The sequence below is a fragment of the Pandoraea capi genome (genome assembly GCF_902459735.1).
GTDB classification, from domain to species: domain Bacteria; phylum Pseudomonadota; class Gammaproteobacteria; order Burkholderiales; family Burkholderiaceae; genus Pandoraea; species Pandoraea capi.
The window spans coordinates 79,442-95,505 of sequence record NZ_CABPRV010000014.1; the positions used below are offsets into that span (position 1 = coordinate 79,442).

Annotated in this window: 15 protein-coding genes; 4 read left to right on the forward strand and 11 right to left on the reverse strand. The window is 63.4% G+C overall.

Annotation, left to right across the window (positions count from 1 at the left end):
- Positions 1 to 71: 71 nt before the first annotated feature.
- The 4 genes from PCA20602_RS23120 to PCA20602_RS23135 are packed head-to-tail and all read right to left on the reverse strand — an operon-like array spanning position 72 to position 4,619.
- Positions 72 to 1,028, reverse strand: coding sequence for a TMAO reductase system protein TorT (locus tag PCA20602_RS23120; RefSeq protein ID WP_246182304.1), 957 nt, complete (start codon positions 1,026 to 1,028; stop codon positions 72 to 74).
- Positions 1,029 to 1,085: 57 nt separating this feature from the next.
- Complete coding sequence (locus tag PCA20602_RS23125; RefSeq protein ID WP_174981496.1) at positions 1,086 to 2,111, reverse strand: ABC transporter permease; 1,026 nt, start codon at positions 2,109 to 2,111, stop codon at positions 1,086 to 1,088.
- Positions 2,112 to 2,122: 11 nt separating this feature from the next.
- Positions 2,123 to 3,073, reverse strand: a complete 951-nt coding sequence (locus tag PCA20602_RS23130) for an ABC transporter permease (protein WP_150723194.1) — start codon at positions 3,071 to 3,073, stop codon at positions 2,123 to 2,125.
- Positions 3,060 to 4,619, reverse strand: coding sequence for a sugar ABC transporter ATP-binding protein (locus PCA20602_RS23135; RefSeq protein ID WP_174981499.1), 1,560 nt, complete (start codon positions 4,617 to 4,619; stop codon positions 3,060 to 3,062). The genes PCA20602_RS23130 and PCA20602_RS23135 overlap by 14 nt, the downstream gene beginning before the upstream one ends.
- 136 nt (positions 4,620 to 4,755) lie before the next feature.
- Here PCA20602_RS23135 and PCA20602_RS23140 point away from each other — a divergent pair, with 136 nt between their 5' ends.
- Together PCA20602_RS23140 and PCA20602_RS23145 are read left to right on the forward strand one after the other, a co-directional pair.
- On the forward strand, positions 4,756 to 5,721 hold the full coding sequence (locus tag PCA20602_RS23140; protein WP_150723196.1) for a LysR substrate-binding domain-containing protein: 966 nt from the start codon (positions 4,756 to 4,758) through the stop codon (positions 5,719 to 5,721).
- A 130-nt stretch (positions 5,722 to 5,851) separates the two neighbouring features.
- A complete protein-coding gene (locus PCA20602_RS23145; protein ID WP_150723197.1) occupies positions 5,852 to 6,319 on the forward strand; it encodes an NUDIX hydrolase in 468 nt (155 codons plus the stop codon).
- A gap of 64 nt (positions 6,320 to 6,383) precedes the next feature.
- Here the strand turns inward: PCA20602_RS23145 and PCA20602_RS23150 are convergent, their stop codons facing one another.
- Together PCA20602_RS23150 and PCA20602_RS23155 are read right to left on the reverse strand one after the other, a co-directional pair.
- A complete protein-coding gene (locus tag PCA20602_RS23150; RefSeq protein WP_150723198.1) occupies positions 6,384 to 7,568 on the reverse strand; it encodes an enolase C-terminal domain-like protein in 1,185 nt (394 codons plus the stop codon).
- A gap of 95 nt (positions 7,569 to 7,663) precedes the next feature.
- Positions 7,664 to 8,551, reverse strand: a complete 888-nt coding sequence (locus PCA20602_RS23155) for an NAD(P)-dependent oxidoreductase (RefSeq protein WP_150723199.1) — start codon at positions 8,549 to 8,551, stop codon at positions 7,664 to 7,666.
- Positions 8,552 to 8,675: 124 nt separating this feature from the next.
- Between PCA20602_RS23155 and PCA20602_RS23160 the strand changes: the two genes are divergently transcribed.
- Positions 8,676 to 9,548 (forward strand): LysR family transcriptional regulator, encoded by an 873-nt coding sequence (locus PCA20602_RS23160; protein ID WP_150723200.1) that lies wholly within the window; start codon positions 8,676 to 8,678, stop codon positions 9,546 to 9,548.
- Between the two features lie 254 nt (positions 9,549 to 9,802).
- Here PCA20602_RS23160 and PCA20602_RS25760 read toward each other — a convergent pair whose 3' ends face one another.
- Positions 9,803 to 10,339 carry a hypothetical protein gene (locus PCA20602_RS25760; protein ID WP_174981502.1) on the reverse strand — a complete coding sequence of 179 codons (537 nt, stop codon included), beginning with the start codon at positions 10,337 to 10,339 and terminating at the stop codon, positions 9,803 to 9,805.
- 121 nt (positions 10,340 to 10,460) lie between these two features.
- Positions 10,461 to 11,510 carry a GlxA family transcriptional regulator gene (locus PCA20602_RS23170; protein WP_150723202.1) on the reverse strand — a complete coding sequence of 350 codons (1,050 nt, stop codon included), beginning with the start codon at positions 11,508 to 11,510 and terminating at the stop codon, positions 10,461 to 10,463.
- A gap of 102 nt (positions 11,511 to 11,612) precedes the next feature.
- On the opposite strand from PCA20602_RS23170, the gene PCA20602_RS23175 reads away from it, so the two are divergent.
- Positions 11,613 to 12,140, forward strand: a complete 528-nt coding sequence (locus PCA20602_RS23175) for a tautomerase family protein (RefSeq protein ID WP_150723203.1) — start codon at positions 11,613 to 11,615, stop codon at positions 12,138 to 12,140.
- 99 nt (positions 12,141 to 12,239) lie between these two features.
- Here the strand turns inward: PCA20602_RS23175 and PCA20602_RS23180 are convergent, their stop codons facing one another.
- The 3 genes from PCA20602_RS23180 to PCA20602_RS23190 all read right to left on the reverse strand — a co-directional run bounded on the left by PCA20602_RS23180 (position 12,240) and on the right by PCA20602_RS23190 (position 16,013).
- The gene (locus PCA20602_RS23180) at positions 12,240 to 13,226 is read right to left on the reverse strand and encodes a hypothetical protein (RefSeq protein ID WP_150723204.1); all 987 of its coding nucleotides are present in this window, start codon (positions 13,224 to 13,226) and stop codon (positions 12,240 to 12,242) included.
- Between the two features lie 199 nt (positions 13,227 to 13,425).
- The gene (gene pdxR, locus PCA20602_RS23185; RefSeq protein WP_150723205.1) at positions 13,426 to 14,952 is read right to left on the reverse strand and encodes a MocR-like pyridoxine biosynthesis transcription factor PdxR; all 1,527 of its coding nucleotides are present in this window, start codon (positions 14,950 to 14,952) and stop codon (positions 13,426 to 13,428) included.
- A 185-nt stretch (positions 14,953 to 15,137) separates the two neighbouring features.
- Positions 15,138 to 16,013, reverse strand: a complete 876-nt coding sequence (locus tag PCA20602_RS23190) for a LysR substrate-binding domain-containing protein (RefSeq protein ID WP_150723206.1) — start codon at positions 16,011 to 16,013, stop codon at positions 15,138 to 15,140.
- Positions 16,014 to 16,064: the final 51 nt, after the last annotated feature.

Consider the following 16,064-nt stretch of genomic DNA (forward strand, 5'->3'; position numbering starts at 1 on the left):
GTCGTATGCGCCAGCGTGTGCGTTCGCGTCATGACGGGGCGTTGCATGTCATTGCGCATCATTACGCATCATTACGGGCGGTAGGACGCCGGTGCGCTGAGCAGCGACAAGTCGACCGTCGTGAGATTCTGCGCACTGATCAGGATCGAGGGGGCTTGCACGTCGCGTTGCACCGGCTTGTGGGCGGCAGCCGCTACGGCTTGCCGCAAGGCTTCGCGCCCTTGCGTCACGATCTGCTGTGCGGACGTGCAGACCAGATCGCCGCTCTTGATCATCTGCTGCGCCGTCTGGCTGAGGTTCGACGCACTGATCTTGACCTGGCCACGGCGCTGCGCCCCCTTCACCGCGATGAGGGCGCCGGCGGCCGAATCGTCGACTGCGTTGTAGATCCCGCCCAGATCGGGGAAGCGTTGCAGCCAGTTGTCGACCAGATTGATGGCGTCGTTGCGGGTCACGGCATTACGCGACTCCGCGACGACCTTGATGCCGGGGTAACGCGCCTTCAACGTGTCGAGAAACCCCTGACGACGCTGGTCCGCCCACGACTGCCCTTGTTGTTGCGAGATCATCGCCACTTCGCCCTTGCCGGCCATGGCGTCGCCCAGACACTGGGCTTGCAGGCGGCCCATCTCGTAGTGGTTCGCGCCGACGGTGGAGGCCAGTTTCGTGCTGGCCGGCAGGCTCGACAATCCGACCACGGGAATACCTGCCCCGATGGCGTGCTCGACCGCGCCTCGCACCGCTTCGCCGTTGGTTGCGCCGACCACCATCGCGTCAACCTTGCTCTCGGAGAGATCCTGAATTTGCGAAATCTGCGTGCTGACGTTGGCGTCACCGCCCGCGTTGAGCTTGACGAGTTTCACACCGAGTTTCCTGGCTTCATCCTCGACGCCGTAAGTCATCGAGACCCAGAACGAGGACGACAGGTCGGGCGTGGCGTAGCCAATCGTCACGGCCTTCTGCGCATGCGCGGTGCCCAACAGAGCCAGCATGAGGCTGGCGGCGAACATGGAGTGCTTGAGTTTCATGAGAGGTCCCCTTGGCAGGATCGTGCGTAGATTGCGGTTGAATGTTTGAGACGGGCGTCACGACGCCGAATGACGTTGCAGGCGGCGAAGTTGCTGCATCAGGAAATCCATCCCGCCGCATACGACGATGATGAGTCCGAGCACCAGTTCCGACATGAAGGGCGATGCGCCTATCAGATTCAGCCCGTTGAGCAAGGCTTGAATGAACAGCACACCGACGGCAACCTGCCAGACGCGCGCCCGGCCGCCCATGAGGGAGATACCCCCGATGACGCACGCGGCGATCGACTGCATTTCCATGCCGTTGCCGTCCACCGCCACGGCGGAGCCGCTGCGTGCGAGCAGCAGCACCCCTGCCGCACCGGCGAACGCGCCGCACAAGGCGTAAGCCGCCATGCCTGCCCGGCGCACCGGCACACCGACCAGTCCGGCGGCGCTCATATTGCTGCCGATCATGCAGAACCAGCGACCCAGCGGCGTGCGCATGGCGAGCCACCAGGCGAGCAGCAGTAACGGCAAGGCGAGCACGGTAAGCGCGGGCACGCCGAGCCACGTCTGGTAAGCGAGTGAATGCAGGTGGCTCGACTGGGGCAGAAGCAGGGCGTCGGCACCGCCCGAGGCGGCGGTGGCAACACCGCGCACGACGAGTGCGCTGCCCAGCGTGACAATCACGGGCTCGATGCGGCGGTACGCGACGAGATAGCCGTTGATCGCGCCGAACGCCAGACCGATGGCAATGGCAACGCCGATGGCGGCGGTATCGCCAACCCGTAACGCCGTCTGCGCGGCAACGATGGAAGCGAGGATGGCGACGGGACCGACGGAGATGTCGAAGCCGCGTGTCACGATCACCAGCATCTGGCCCACCGATAGCACGAGCAAGAAGGTGCTTTGCGACAGCACGTTGCCCATGTTGACCCAACTGGCGAAGCCGGGCGCCATGACCGCGAACACGACCCACAGCACCATCAGTGCGCCTACGCCGGACAGTTCGCGCAAGCTCAGCGTGCCGGGCAGTCGCGGGGCTGGCAGATGCGTACGCCGGTTCATGGTGATGCCGCTCATTGTTTTCTGGTTATCCATAGGTTCTCCGCTCATCCCGCACGGGCCGCGCGCACGCGTCGCCCGTTCATTCCTGTCTGACGCGCCAGCACCGCACCCACGATCACGATGCCCAGCAGCATGTTCTGTACGAGACTCGGCAAATTCAGCAGCACGAGCGCATTGACGACAATCGTCAGGATCAGCACGCCGATGAGCGTGTGCAGTGCGCCGCCCTTGCCACCGGCGAGCGGCACGCCACCGACAGCGCAAGCGGCAATCGCTTCGAACGGTAGCCCCGGATACAGATTCGGCTGACCCGAGCCGAGCCGTGAAGTGAGTACCGCACCCGCCGCCGCGACCAGCAGGGCATTAAACAGATAGGCGCCGACGACGCGACGGCGTACCGGAATACCCGCGAGTTTCGCCGCGGTTTCGTTACTGCCCAGGGAGAACAACTCGCGGCCGAAGCGGGTAAAACTCAAGATGACGCTGACCCCCGCGAAGCTTCCCAACGCAAGCCATACCGGTGCGGAAATGCCTAGCCATGTGGTTTGCACGAGCGTGGAGAAGTCGATGTCAGCCGGCGCGTCGAGCGGCATGCCACCCACCATTGCGCCGCAAAGTCCGTGCACGGCGATCATCGAGCCCAGCGTGACCAGAAAGGGCGGGGCCTGCATCACGCCGATCAACAGGCCGTTGACGAGGCCGAGCCCGAGGACGGCCAGCGTTGCAAGCGCGAAAGCGCCACCGGTGCCGTACTGCGCGCCCGTCATGACCGCTGTCACGCTGAACAGTGCGACGGCCGATCCGATCGAAAAATCGATGCCGCGCGCGATGATCACGATCGTTTGCCCCAAGGCAGCGAGCAGGAGAATCGACGCCACGCGCGAGAGGTTCGCGAGATTGCTGACGGTGCCGAAGCGAGGCACCGCGACCCAGCAAACCACCAGTAATGCCAGTCCGACCCAGAGTGCCGGCGGCACGCGTTCAAACCGCTGCATGGTGCATCTCCTGTTCGGTAGTACGGGCCGAGGGCACGGGCGACGTGTCGGCAATGCGCGCGATGACGTCTTCCAATGGCGTGCCGCGTGGTAGCTCACCCGCCGGGCGGCCGGCGCGCATCACGACGATGCGATGTGCAAGCGTGACCACTTCATCGGTGTCCGTCGATGCGATCACAATGGCGATGCCGCGCCGCGAGGCGTCGATCAGCGCGTCGTGGATCGCGGCGCGGGCGTGGACGTCAACACCGCGAGTCGGCTCGATCACCACGAGGACCGACAGGCCGGGAAGCACCAGATTGCGAATCAGCATGACCTTTTGCTGATTGCCGCCGCTTAATGCGTCGATGGGCAAACTGGCATCGGCGGGTTTGACACGCAACGCTTCGAACCACGACGCCGACGCCTGCCGCTCCATGCGCGCCGTCAGCACGCGTGCGCGAGCGATCGCGCCGAACGTCGAAGCCGCTGCGTTGGTGGCGCAGCTCAGGCCGGGCAGAATGCCTTCGGCGCTGCGGTCGGCGGGTACAAAACCCACGCCGTGCTGCATGAATCGCATGCGCGACGCACCGGCCAGCGCATGACCGTCGACCGAAATGTCGCCGTCGGACAGCGGGCGCGCACCGGCCAGCGCTTCTCCGACTTCGATGGCGCCGGCGCCCATGAGTCCCACGACACCCACCACTTCGCCTGCGCCGACGCTCAGTGTCAGATCGGAGAACCGCGATTGGCACGCCGCTTGCCGCACGATCAGACGGGGCGCACCGACCGACCCCGGATCGCGGGGTTCGCGCTCAGCCACAGGGCCGACCATGCCTTCGACGATCTGACGATGCGACAACGTGTGGATCGGCGCTGCATTGATCGCGGTTTCGCCATCTCGCAGAACAGTCACGACGTCGCAGATGCGGGTGATCTCACCGAGCTTGTGACTAATGAAGACGATGCCGAGTCCTTCGGCCTTAAGGGATGCCACTGCGGTGAAAAGGCGTTCGGTCTCATGCTCGTTGAGGGCTGCGGTCGGCTCGTCAAGAATGAGAACGCAGCATTGCGCGGCAACGCCTCGCGCGATTTCGAGCAACTGGCGCTCGGCCATCGACAAACTGGCGACCGGTTGACGGGCGTCGACATGAAGGCCGATCCGGTGCGCGACCCTTAGCAGGTCGTCGCGGTGCGCGCTGGCTGTACGGCGGCCGAACGGCTGTGCCCGAGCAATATCGAATGCCCGCAGGTTTTCTTCGACAGTCAGTTCCGGGAACACGGTGGCGTGCTGGTACACCGGCACGACACCGGCGGCGATGGCGTCGCGCACCGAGTGAAATTCACATCGCTGTCCCTGCAAAACGATCTCGCCTGCGTCGGGTTTGAGCGCGCCGACGAGCATCTTGACCAGCGTGCTCTTGCCCGCGCCGTTCTCGCCCATGAGCGCGTGCACTTCGCCCGATTGCACGCGCAAGTTCGCCTGACGCAGCGCCTGCGTCGCGCCGAACGATTTTGCGAGTCCACGGGCATCGAGCAGTGCCCGGGGGCGGTCGTTGATGGTCATTCTCTCCTCCTGCTTGCGCGTGATTGCGCTTTGCACGGGATCCATCGTTAGCCGCCAAATTTCCGTCTACAAACAATTTGATCGCCTCGACGCATGAGCTAGACTCATGCATGACACGACCTGATACTTCGACATCGTGAGACGAGATCTGCCCAATCTGCTGTCGTTGCGTGCCTTCGAATGCGCCGCACGGCATCTGAGCTTCACGGTGGCCGCCGACGAGCTTTGCGTGACGCAAAGCGCCGTGAGCCGGCATATCAAGAATCTGGAAGCCCATTACGGCGTAAGACTGTTCAACCGGCTCACGCGTGAAATCGAACTGACGGAGGCCGGGCAACGACTCTTTCGCACGGTGGAGAAGTCGTTCAACGCGATCGAGGTGGCTTCGCGTGAGCTGGCGCCGCGCGACGTCAAGCGCAGTCTGGTCGTCAGTATCCTGCCCACGTTGGCTTCGACCTGGCTGATGCCACGGCTCGCGAAGTTCACGCAACTGCATCAAAACGTCGAGGTTCGGCTGCATACGTCGATTGCCCCGGTGTCGTTCGAGCGCGACGGCATCGACATTGCAATTCGCGTGGGGAAACCGCCGGCGCAACGTCGTCGCAAAGGCGCGCCGCGTGTCGATCTGGTCATGACGGTGGAGTGGAAGGGCGTCAGCAACGACCGGCTCTTCGCCGACGTGTTGGTCCCCGTGTGCCGACCTGCGTTGCTGGGCAAACTGACGATGCTCGATCCGCCCGCACTACAGCGTCTGCCGCTCATCCACACCGATTCCCGTGCGCATGCCTGGGAAGACTGGTTCGGCACGCAGGGCGTGGCCTACCGGCCCGGGGCGCGCGATCTGCATTTCGGCCACTTCTTCATGTCGGTGCGCGCGGCGCTCGACGGTCGTGGCGTGGCGCTCGTGCCCGACGTCGTGGTCGAAGATCAGCTAGCGTCCGGCGATCTGGTCGTCGCTTCGCCTGCACGGGTAGCCAGCGCAGGCGACTACTACGTGATCTATCGGCGCGAGCGGGCGGACGAACCCGCGATTGCAGCGTTTCGCGAGTGGATTGCGGCCGAGAGTGCGCCTGTACTGGCCGCGCAAGGGCTCGTGGGTTGATCTGTTGTGTTGTCCGTGCGGGCATGAGCGCGTAAGCTTTGACGTCAGTACGGTGACCTTTGATCGCAGTGATCGCGATGATCGCGATGATCGTTGTGGTCGGCCCATTTTTTGTTCAGAGAGGCGGGTAATGACGTCGGCAATCGACACGGCAGCATCGAAACCACAACACGTGGGCCCCGTTGCGGCAACGATCGGTGTGGTTTTCAAAGACGGGCGAGTGCTGCTGGTCAGGCGCCGTAACGAACCGGACGCCGGATATTGGGGCTTCCCCGGCGGCAAGATCGACCGGGGCGAGTCGATCATGGCAGCCGCGACGCGCGAGATATTCGAAGAGACGTCGGTCACCGCCGACGCGGTGAAGACGTTCACGGCGGTCGATGTGCTTGATAAGGGCGAGGGCGGCGTTTTGCGCCATCACTTCGTGCTGATCGCCGTACTCTGCCATTGGGTCGCAGGCGAACCCGTGGCCGGCGACGACGCACTCGAAGCGCGATGGTGGGATCTGGATGCGCTCGACGACGCGGGACTTGTCATGAGCTTCGGCGTGATGGACGTCGTGCACGAAGCGTACGCGTTGTTGCACGTTCGCCAATAGGCACCCGACGGCGATACAGGCATGTGCGGGCGTCGCTTCCCACTTCACGACATATCCCCGTCTGTCAGTCCAGCAACTGCCGGAACGCCCGGCGGGTATCGTCCTGTAATTCGAAGCCGATGCCGGGGGCCTGCGGCAAATCGATCATGCCGTCTTCGATGCTCAGTTCGTGAGGCATTGCCTGAAATGGCGCGAAGGCCGATGGATTAAGTTCCGCCCCACCGAGATGCAGAGCCGCCACGACATGCAGCCCGAACAGGTGTCCCCCGTGCGGCCAGAAGGCCGTGCGAGGCCAGCCACGCCCGATCATGTCGATCACCATCTCGTAGTAATGCGTCAGCCCGTAGCAATGCGTGGGATCGAACAGGAGGATGTCCTGCGTTCGCCGCAAGCCTCCATGCAGATCGAGTAACCGCGCCTCGGCGCGCGAGAACAGCGCCTCACCGGCGGCGATCGGATGCCTGTAGATCGACGCCACGCGCGACAGCGTTTCGAAATCCAGCGGATCGCAGATGTCCTCGAACCACGCTAACCCAAGCGGTGCGAACGCGCGTGCGGCACGCAGTGCGTTGGCGAGGTCGTAGGTGTTCATCGCGTCCACGGCCAGATGCGATGGGCCTGCGAGCCTTGAGGCGGCGGTATCGATGCGCGCCAGATCCTGATCGAGATCGGTGCCCACCTTGATCTTGGCGCGGGTGAAACCGAGGTCGGTGAAATAGCGAATCTCGTCGGACAGACGGCGGAGATCGTCTTTGGGATAGCGGTATCCGCCACCGGCATAGACCGAAACGCGCGGGGGCAGTGCGTATTGGGACAGAAGTGCCGTGGACAGACCTGCCGGGGACAGACGTTCCGACACGTACCGATACAGCGGCTGGTCGGCGATCTTGGCCGCCGCGTCCCAGATCGCCATGTCGAGCGTGCCGACGGCAACGCAGCGCTCGCCATGCCCGCCCGGCTTTTCTCCCTGCATCATGACCGACCACGCGCGCAGCGGGTCCAACTCGTTGCCGGCCTCGTCGGACAGCGTGTCGGCCGCAATGAGGCGCGGTGCGAAGCGCTCGCGGATCAGGCCCCCTTGGCCGAAGCGTCCGACGGAAGCGAAACCGTAACCGACGACCGGCGTACCGGATCGCATGACATCGGTGGTCACCGCCACCAGACTGGTCGTCAACCCGCCAGACGCGATGGTGCTGTCGGCGTAGCGGGATATCGGAATCGTCAGTTCCCTGACGTCGATAATTCGCACGGTGTCTCCTCCTCCGCTCCTTTTGCGTCCTCGCCCGTCAGCACCGCGCGATCATGGGATTGCCTTGATCTCGTCGGATGCGTTCCGGTATTGCGTCAAGCGGTGTGCGACGCGCGTTCGATGGCTTTGACGACAGCCACCATGTCCTGCTCGCCGAAGCCCATCGACTCGGTTTGCGCGTACAGGTCACGGCAGACCTGCATGAGCGGCATGGTGATGCCCGCCAGACCGGCGGCATTCATCACCAGATCGCTGTTCTTCAACACGTCGGTGATGCTCGCCTGTTTTGCCAGATCGTTGTCTCGCAACTTGCCGATCTTGACGCGCGACACGGCGCTGCACATCGGACCGGCATCAAGGATCTCGGCGAAGCGGCGCATGTCCAGTCCGTGTCCGTCGGCGAAGCGTGCCGCTTCGGCCAGACCGGTGACCATCGTAATCAGGAACGTATTGACCGCCAGCTTCATGCGCAAGGCGCCGGGCACCGGCCCGCAGGTGAAGTGCTGGCGGCACATGGGGGCCAGCCGGCCGCTGATGGCTTCGACGTCTTCAGGCGCGCCCGACAGCATGGCGACAAGCTCGCCTTTTTCCGCCGGAATGCGCGAGCCCGACACGGGCGCTTCGACGAAGCGTCCGCCGACAGCGCGGATGTCGTCGGCCAACGCCTGCGAATACTCCGGTTCCACCGTCGACAGGTTCACGACGGTGTGTCCCTGGACGCGCGCGGCAAATGCCGGTGTGTTGCGTGCGAGCACGGCGTCGATGGCGTTGCCGTCCATGAGCATCAACATGACGGTCGTGCATCGGGCGAACACGGCGTTCGCATCCGGCGCGACCTCTGCGCCTGCGGCGGCCAGACGCTCGCACTTCTCAGGCGATCGGTTCCACACGACGAGCGGGGCGCCTGAACGGCGAAGATTCAATGCCATCGGCTCGCCCATCGTGCCGAGGCCGATAAATCCAATCGGTGCCATGTCGGTCATGGTTGCATCCTTTGTCGGTGCGCAGGTTCATTGGCTGGAAACTTTGCGGTCGACTATATTCGAATCCTATACTTATTAATATCGAAAATATCTTAAGTGATACTTCACAAAAACGGATGAATTCATGACGACACGATTTGACGTCGATGCATTGCGCACGATGGTGGCCGGGATCGATCTCGGCAGCTTCGCGCGTGCGGCCGTGCAATTTGGACGGTCCCAATCCGCCGTGAGCATGCAGCTCAAGCGTCTGGAGGAGCAGGCCGGTCAGGTGCTGTTCGAGCGGCAGGGGCGTCGGCTGGTCCTCACGGAAGCGGGCGACACGCTGCTGAATTACGGTCGCCGCATCATCGAGCTGCACGACGAAGCGGCGGTGGCGCTGGGGGCAAGCGCCTCCACCGTATCGATTCGCATCGGGCTTCCCCAGGATTTCTGCGAAGACATTCTGCCGATTGCCGTGGCCCGGTTCGCGCGGGTTCGTCCGGACGTACATGTCGACGTGCGGGCGGGCCGGAATTACGCACTCGAAGAAGAGGTGCGTGTGGGCAAGCTCGATATGGCCATCGCGTTCGCAGAGCCAGGGCAGTCGCGCACTGGCACGTTGCTCGCCACGTTGCCGCTGTATTGGTACGCGAGTCATCGGTTGCGCGGATGGCCGGATGCCAGCCAACCGGTACCGCTCGTGCTGTTCGATCATCCGTGCCTGTTCCGTCAGGCGGCGATGCGCGCGCTCGACGGCAAGCAACGCGCATGGCGGCTCGCGCTGACCACGCCGAGCCTGCCCGGGGTGTGGGCTGCCCTGCGTTTCGGGCAAGGGGTATCGGTGCGAACGGCGCACCGCGTGCCGCGCGGTATTCAGGCACTCAGGGCCGGTGGTTTGCCCAAGCTGCCCGCAATTGAATTACGGCTCTTCGAGCGCAGCCATCTGACAGAGGTCGGCGCCGAATTCGTCGACTTGCTCGCATCGGTCGTTCGACAGCGTGTTTCCGCTAAGTAGTGCGGGGGTAATGCCGGGCGGCGTCCCGGAATTCGGGGGGTATAAAACATACCGGTAAAAGACGTTGCCTTGCTAGGCGATAGCCAACCCTGAACAATCTTTCCAACGCAAATACCGCTATCGGGGCTTCTGACATCGCTCGCGAGGCGCCAGACGGACTGACAAGGAAGGAGCAGGCAATGCGCATATCTTTTTTACACACGATCGGGAGCAACGAGCGCCTGTTCGACGACACGGCCAGGAGCCTCGGTTTTTCAGAGGAAAATCTTCATCATGAACTTCGGCCTTACCTGCGCGAGGCGGTGCAGCGCGCAGGCACGATGCCGGCAGACGTAAAAGAGGAAGCGTGTCACCGTCTTCTGGCCCTGGCGGAGCAAGCCGACGCGGTCATTCTGACGTGTGCAACGCTTGGCGCAGCCGCCGATAGCATCGAGCACCCACCGGTTCCGATCGTGAGAGCCGACGTTGCGTTGGCCGTCGAGGCGAATCGCATCGGCGGAAAGATCACGGTGTTGTGCGCTGTCGAATCCACGATCGAGCCGAACCGAAAGCTCTTCGAGCGATACGCAAGCGACAAGACCACGTCGATCGATGTCGTCCTCGTCGAGCGTGCCTGGACACTTTTTAGTAGTGGCAGTGCCGACGATGCCCGTGAATGCTACGCGCTCGTTGCTGCGGCTGCGAACGATGCCTTCGATGCGGGGGCGGATGTCGTGGTCTACGCCCATCCCTGGATGGCGGCTGCACTGGCGCTTGCCGACGACGACCGGCGGCCACTCGACAGTGCTCATGCCGCGTTGCGTACCGTGATGCAGACGATGGATACCTCGGCATAGCGAAGCCGATGCCTGGTAGCCTGCTCATGATCGACGCCGCACACAACACTCCTCCTTTGCTGCGCTCCGTTCAGATTCAGGTCGAGGTGGTGCGACGGATGCCGCGTGATTGACATTTGATTTGGTACTCGCGGGGGGACAACCCCGTCTTTCGCCTGAACAGATCGCGAAACGTCCCGACGTCTTCATAGCCCACGCTTTGACTCAGTTCGCCAAGGGCAACCGGTCTCGATTCAAGCATGCGCCTGGCGAATTCGATGCGCAGATTCTGAAGATATTCCAGTGGCGCTTGTCCGGTAGCGTGCTTGAAGCGTCGGTTCAACGTGCGTTCGCTCACAGCAAGCGATGCCGCCAGTTCGCTCAGTCGGAAACGATGCCGGAGATTGGTTTCCATGCGCTTTTGCGCACGGGCGACGAGCGGGTCGGGATGGCCGTGCTCGCGTAATAGTGATGCGTATGACGTTGACGCACGCGAGGTGCGATGCATGTCGATGGACAGGGCCTTTGCCGTCGCACTCGCGAGCGTGTCGTTGGCGAGTGCCCCGACGAGTCGCACGGCGAGGTTGAGGTACGACGTGACGGCTGCGCTCGACATAATCCCGTCGTGAGACATCACGATTTCCTGTGCGCGTAACTCGACGGTCGGATGGCGAGAATAGCGAGGATAGCGACGCGCGAATTCCGCTGCCTGCTCACGTCGCAGGTCGACTGTCCGATCGTCCAGCAATCCTGCTTCCGCCAGCAGAAAATTCGCTGTGCAGTAAGCGGCCAGTATCGCGCCCGCGCGATGGTGCCTCCGCAGCGCGTCAGTTAGCGCGGCCATGGTTGCGTGACGGGCGATGAACTCGTCCATATCGGCAAGATAGGGCGCGGTAAGCAGGATGGCATCCGCGCGCCCGTCAGGCTCGATTTTCCCATCGACGGCAATCGTCTGGCCCGCGGCAGCCCTGACAGGTTGCCCGTCAGGCGACTCCACGCGCCATGCGAACGGCAGCGCCGGATTGTGCCGGTCGTGTCCTTTATCCCGCGCACTGATGCGATTGGCGGCATGAAAGACGTCGATCGGCCCGGCGACACCGGACGCCAGAATGCCGTCGTACACCCAGATCCGGATCGTTGTCGTCATCGTGTCCGATTTCCCACTTATGAAGGCCATTGTGCCGCTTACGTTTGTGTACCCGTGTCGCGAGAATGGTGACCGATTTCACCGCAAAAGGAGCGTTACCCCATGCCAATGATCGATGCACTCATTCCGCAGGATGCCCTGACACCCGAGGCCGAAAAGCGGCTCATCCACGATCTGACCGAAATTCTGATTCGCGCCGAAGGTTACGATCCGCAGGACCCCGTGGCCCGCGGCGTTACCGTCCTGAATCTGCACCGTCCGGCAGCCGTGTATTGTGCGGGCGAATTGTCGGCGCTGCCGCGATACCGTGTGATTCCGAGTGTGCCCGAGGGCCAGTACACCGATGCGTCGCGGGCACGCCTCGTCCACGAAATCACCGAAGCCTTCGCCCGGGCGGAGAACACGACGTTCGATGACGTTGCGCCGCGCGTCTGGGTTTTCCCGACGGAAATCCCTGAAGGTCAATGGGGCGCTCGTGGCCTCATTCGCCCGGTGGCCGACATTCACGCGTATCTGGTCGGCGACCCGCAGCGCCGCGACGAAGGCGAAGCTCGATTGGCGCGCCGTCGCCGGGAAAAAGCCCGCGAATGGCTCGCGGCCGCGTCCGACGCAGCGAACGCAAGCCGATAAGCCATGAGGCATGCCCCATCCGTCTGACCGGTGGGGCACCCGGCGGCACACACGTTCACGCGTCGGTGCCGCCGACATTTGCTGGCGTCGTGTTTCGCTTCAGCCGAAGTGCACACGCAGGCCGCACATGGCCAGTGTGATGACCGTGGCGGCGCATGCGGCGAGTACCGTGCCGACGACCATCACCATATCGCCACTTTCCTTGCGCTGCCGGTGAGCGAGCATGACGCCACGCGTGGCCGACCCGAGATGCGAGAGCAAAAAGAACACGGCAATGCTGTAGAGCGGCAATAGGCGAATGTTCCAGGGGTCGTGGATGAGGCCGGTCGGTGCGCCGATGGCGAACCCCCAGCCCGGATCAATGTGCTCGACGCCCCGCGCCAGCACCAGAACGGCGTTGGTGTGACTGATGATGAAGAACATCAGATAGATACCCGAAGCGATCTGGAAGGCGCGAAAGCGGTCGGTCGGTCGCGTCGTGAAGCGCCAGGACATGACGGCGCCGCTCATGATTTGAAAGGCAAACGCCGCGAGCAACAACGGTTCGACCAGCGTCGCCCGGTAAATGTGACGCAGTACGTGCATCACGACGCCATGCGCCTCGGCGCCCACCAGACCGACGAAATGGTTGGCGATGTGGCCGATCATGAACGTCACGAGTATCAATGCCGCGGCGATACCGTGAGCGACTCGTGTCCCGGCGCTGTATTTCGCGCTCGGCACGATGACCGGTGCGGTCCGGTCGCTCGTGGCAATCAGCACGGTGAGTCCCGCCCACATCACGCCCAGCAGCCAGATGTCCAGGCTGGGTTTGCCCACCATGTAAAGCACGACGCCCGTGAACGTGAAAAGTGGCGGCGCCGCCACCGCGAGAAATGCCGTGCGCCGTGCGTAAAGCTCTGCACGCGTGGGGTTGGGAATCGCGGCGAGCCACAGTGCGCTGATCAACGCGATCAGGGGCACGGCGAAGGCTAATAGCAACGAAACCGTCGCGCCGAGCCACGGCAAGACGGCACCCTGCGCCTGCGGGCCTTCCGTCATGCCGATGAAGCGGTGAAAGGCGATCAGCGGGAGCGGATAAAGCATGGCGGCGACGGGCGGCACTATCCAAAGGGGACGAAACCGCGTCGTGGCGTGCGCGGACCGCAGGGGAAATCCAATAGTCGACATGGCGAACTCTGAGGGGGAGATGCACCGCAGAATAGAAGCGTAATGGTCTGCTTAGAAGATCCATTTACCGCTTCTTTTGAGAGCCATTTAGATGCGTATCGGGTGATGCATCTCCCTAGCGGCAGAGCACGCGCGCAAGCGCGATCACGCCGGATGCCACGGCATCGCTGTCGATGGCGGCAAACCCCAGCACCAACCCGGGCGGCGCTTGCCGCTCGATCGCGTAGCGCGACAGTGGCCGCGTTTCTATGCCTGCGCATTCGGCGCGGCGTGCCACATCGGTGTCGTCGGAACCGGGGGCAAGGAACGCCGGCGCATCGAGGCCCGCTACGATCCGAGGTACATGCAGCGCGCCTGCCAAATGCCGGTTGACGGCGCTGCTCAACGCTTCGGCGCGCTCGCCGTACAACAATCGCATACGTCGAATGTGGCGTCCGAAATGACCTTCGGCGATGAATTCATGGAGGACGGATTGCGGGTCGAGCGGGACATGCCGTGCCGTCAGCGACAAGGCTGCGACGAATGAATCGAGCAACCGGTCCGGCACGATGGCGTATGCGATGCGTAACCCCGGAAACAGCAATTTGCTGAATGTCCCGCAGTAGATCACATGGCCGTAGTGATCGAGGCTTTTCAGGGCGGCGAGCGGGTTGCCTTCGAAGCGATATTCGCTGTCGTAGTCGTCTTCGATGACGATGGCGTCCCGATCTCGAGCCCATTCGAGCAGCGACAGTCGCCGTTCCAGCGCGAGCGGTGGTCCGAGCGGCGCCTGCCGTCCTGCTGTGACGTAGACGAGTCGCGCGTCGGGTGCATGCTGCCGCGCCCACTCGATATCCATGCCGCCCATGTCGACAGGTACGCCGACTACGCGCGCACCTGCCGCTTCAAGTACGAGGCGGGCACCGGGATAGCCGGGGTCCTCGATCCACGCAGCGTCGCCCGGATCGAGCAACAGGCGCGCGCTCAGGTCGATCGCCTGCTGCACGCTACCCAGCACCACCACGTTATCTGCCGTGCATGCGATGCCCCGCGATATCCCCACGTAGCCGGCAATCGATTCTCGTAGCGGTCGATATCCCTGTGCTTCGCCGTCGCAGAGCAGATCGCGTCGAGTGCGCCGCGAACGCTTGGCCGCGAGCCGTGCCCATAGCGCGAACGGAAATGCATCGAGATCGGGCTGGCTGGCGCGAAAGGCTCGAGCGGCATCCGCGCGACCGGTGATCTGAAAGGCGCTTCGCGAGAGCAGGCGGCCCCGGGACGATAGCGGGATGGTGTGCGCCGACGTGTCCTCGACATCACCGTTTTGATGGCCGTCGACGTGTGCCCGCGTGTTGCTCCGGGGACTCGACGGCCGTGTATTGCTGTTGATGCGCCGGTCTGGCAGTTCGGGCGCGACGAAGCTGCCGCGTCCGACGGTGCCCGCAAGATAGCCTTCTGCGGCAAGTTGCGAAAACACCCCCAGCACCGTTCCACGCGATAAAGCAAGACGCGATGCAAGATCGCGCGACGACGGCAGGCGTGCCCCTGGCAATAATCGGCCGGTCAGGATTGCGGCGCGTAGTTCGTCGTACAGCCATCGCTGCAACGGGACGCCATCTTCCCGCGGCGCCAGTGCCAGTTCTATCTGTTCGGCTCGGCGCATCGATGCACTTCCTATTTGGTTCAGTCAATGGTTCAGTCAATTTCGAAATAATGGACTTTTTTGGTAGCCATTAACAGCCCCCGACCGAAAGGCGCACTCATTTGCATCGCTTTGCCCCGGGGCCATCACACACTGATGTGCCACCACACCGTGTGCCGGTTGATGGGCAGGGCGCCTCGCCGGATTCACGACAGCAGGTGCTCGCTTGCACACTCCGTCACAACCCGCTTGAGTTGCGCCAGCGCGGGCGAGGTGTCCTGATGCCGTCCGTGCAGGCACAGCTTCACGGACGGTAGCGGGGGAAGGCCTTCCTGCGCACCGAGCCGTCTGAGCGACGAGGGAATGCCCGCTCCGGTTCGCAAGGTGATGCCCAGACCTGCGGCAACGCCTGACCACAGGCTTTGCAGACTGGCCGTCGTGTAGGCCAGTCGCCACGAAATGTTGGCGTTATCGAGCGCTTCGATGCCGGCGCGTCGGAAGAAACAGGGCGGGTTGTACAGGGCCAGGTCCAACGCGTGGCCGGGGCGGACGAGCGTGTCGGTGTCAGCGGGGCCGATCCACGTCATCGGCAGTGTCGCCAGCGGTTCGGCATCGGGGCGGTGTTCGTTGCCCATGACGAGCACGAGATCGAGTTCGCCGCGATCCAGTCGCTCGAGCAGTACGCCGTTTCGCTCGACGGCAACTTCCACGCGCACCACCGGATGCGTTTTCTTGAACCGTCCGAGCGCTGCCGGGAGCCACGTTTCGGCAAAATCGCCCGGCAGGCCGAAGCGGACGACGCCCTCGATGGACGCGCCGCGCACGGCCAGCACAGCTTCGTCGTTGAGATCGAGAATGCGGTGCGCGTAGGAAAGGATCATGTCGCCAGCGTCCGTCAGCGCGAGCCCGCGCCCCTGTCGGCGAAATAGCGGATGGCCGACCTGTTCCTCCAGCTTGCGCATCTGCTGACTGACCGCAGATTGCGAGCGGCCGATCCGCTCGGCGGCGCGATTCAGGCTGCCGAGCTGCTGGGTTGCGACAAACGTGCGGAGCGCGTCCATATCGAGATTAGGTAACGGCATCGTTCAGTTTTTCCGAATGATCGATGCCGAATTATCGCATTCATTGCACAG

Coding starts and splice junctions, on each gene's coding strand:
- PCA20602_RS23120 (WP_246182304.1), bottom strand. CDS start 1,028: ATGAAACTCAAGCACTCCATGTTCGCCGCCAGCCTCATGCTGGCTCTG.
- PCA20602_RS23125 (WP_174981496.1), bottom strand. CDS start 2,111: ATGGATAACCAGAAAACAATGAGCGGCATCACCATGAACCGGCGTACG.
- PCA20602_RS23130 (WP_150723194.1), bottom strand. CDS start 3,073: ATGCAGCGGTTTGAACGCGTGCCGCCGGCACTCTGGGTCGGACTGGCA.
- PCA20602_RS23135 (WP_174981499.1), bottom strand. CDS start 4,619: ATGACCATCAACGACCGCCCCCGGGCACTGCTCGATGCCCGTGGACTC.
- PCA20602_RS23145 (WP_150723197.1), top strand. CDS start 5,852: ATGACGTCGGCAATCGACACGGCAGCATCGAAACCACAACACGTGGGC.
- PCA20602_RS23155 (WP_150723199.1), bottom strand. CDS start 8,551: ATGACCGACATGGCACCGATTGGATTTATCGGCCTCGGCACGATGGGC.
- PCA20602_RS23160 (WP_150723200.1), top strand. CDS start 8,676: ATGACGACACGATTTGACGTCGATGCATTGCGCACGATGGTGGCCGGG.
- PCA20602_RS25760 (WP_174981502.1), bottom strand. CDS start 10,339: ATGAGCACTGTCGAGTGGCCGCCGGTCGTCGTCGGCAAGCGCCAGTGC.
- PCA20602_RS23170 (WP_150723202.1), bottom strand. CDS start 11,510: ATGACGACAACGATCCGGATCTGGGTGTACGACGGCATTCTGGCGTCC.
- PCA20602_RS23175 (WP_150723203.1), top strand. CDS start 11,613: ATGCCAATGATCGATGCACTCATTCCGCAGGATGCCCTGACACCCGAG.
- PCA20602_RS23180 (WP_150723204.1), bottom strand. CDS start 13,226: ATGCTTTATCCGCTCCCGCTGATCGCCTTTCACCGCTTCATCGGCATG.
- pdxR (WP_150723205.1), bottom strand. CDS start 14,952: ATGCGCCGAGCCGAACAGATAGAACTGGCACTGGCGCCGCGGGAAGAT.
- PCA20602_RS23190 (WP_150723206.1), bottom strand. CDS start 16,013: ATGCCGTTACCTAATCTCGATATGGACGCGCTCCGCACGTTTGTCGCA.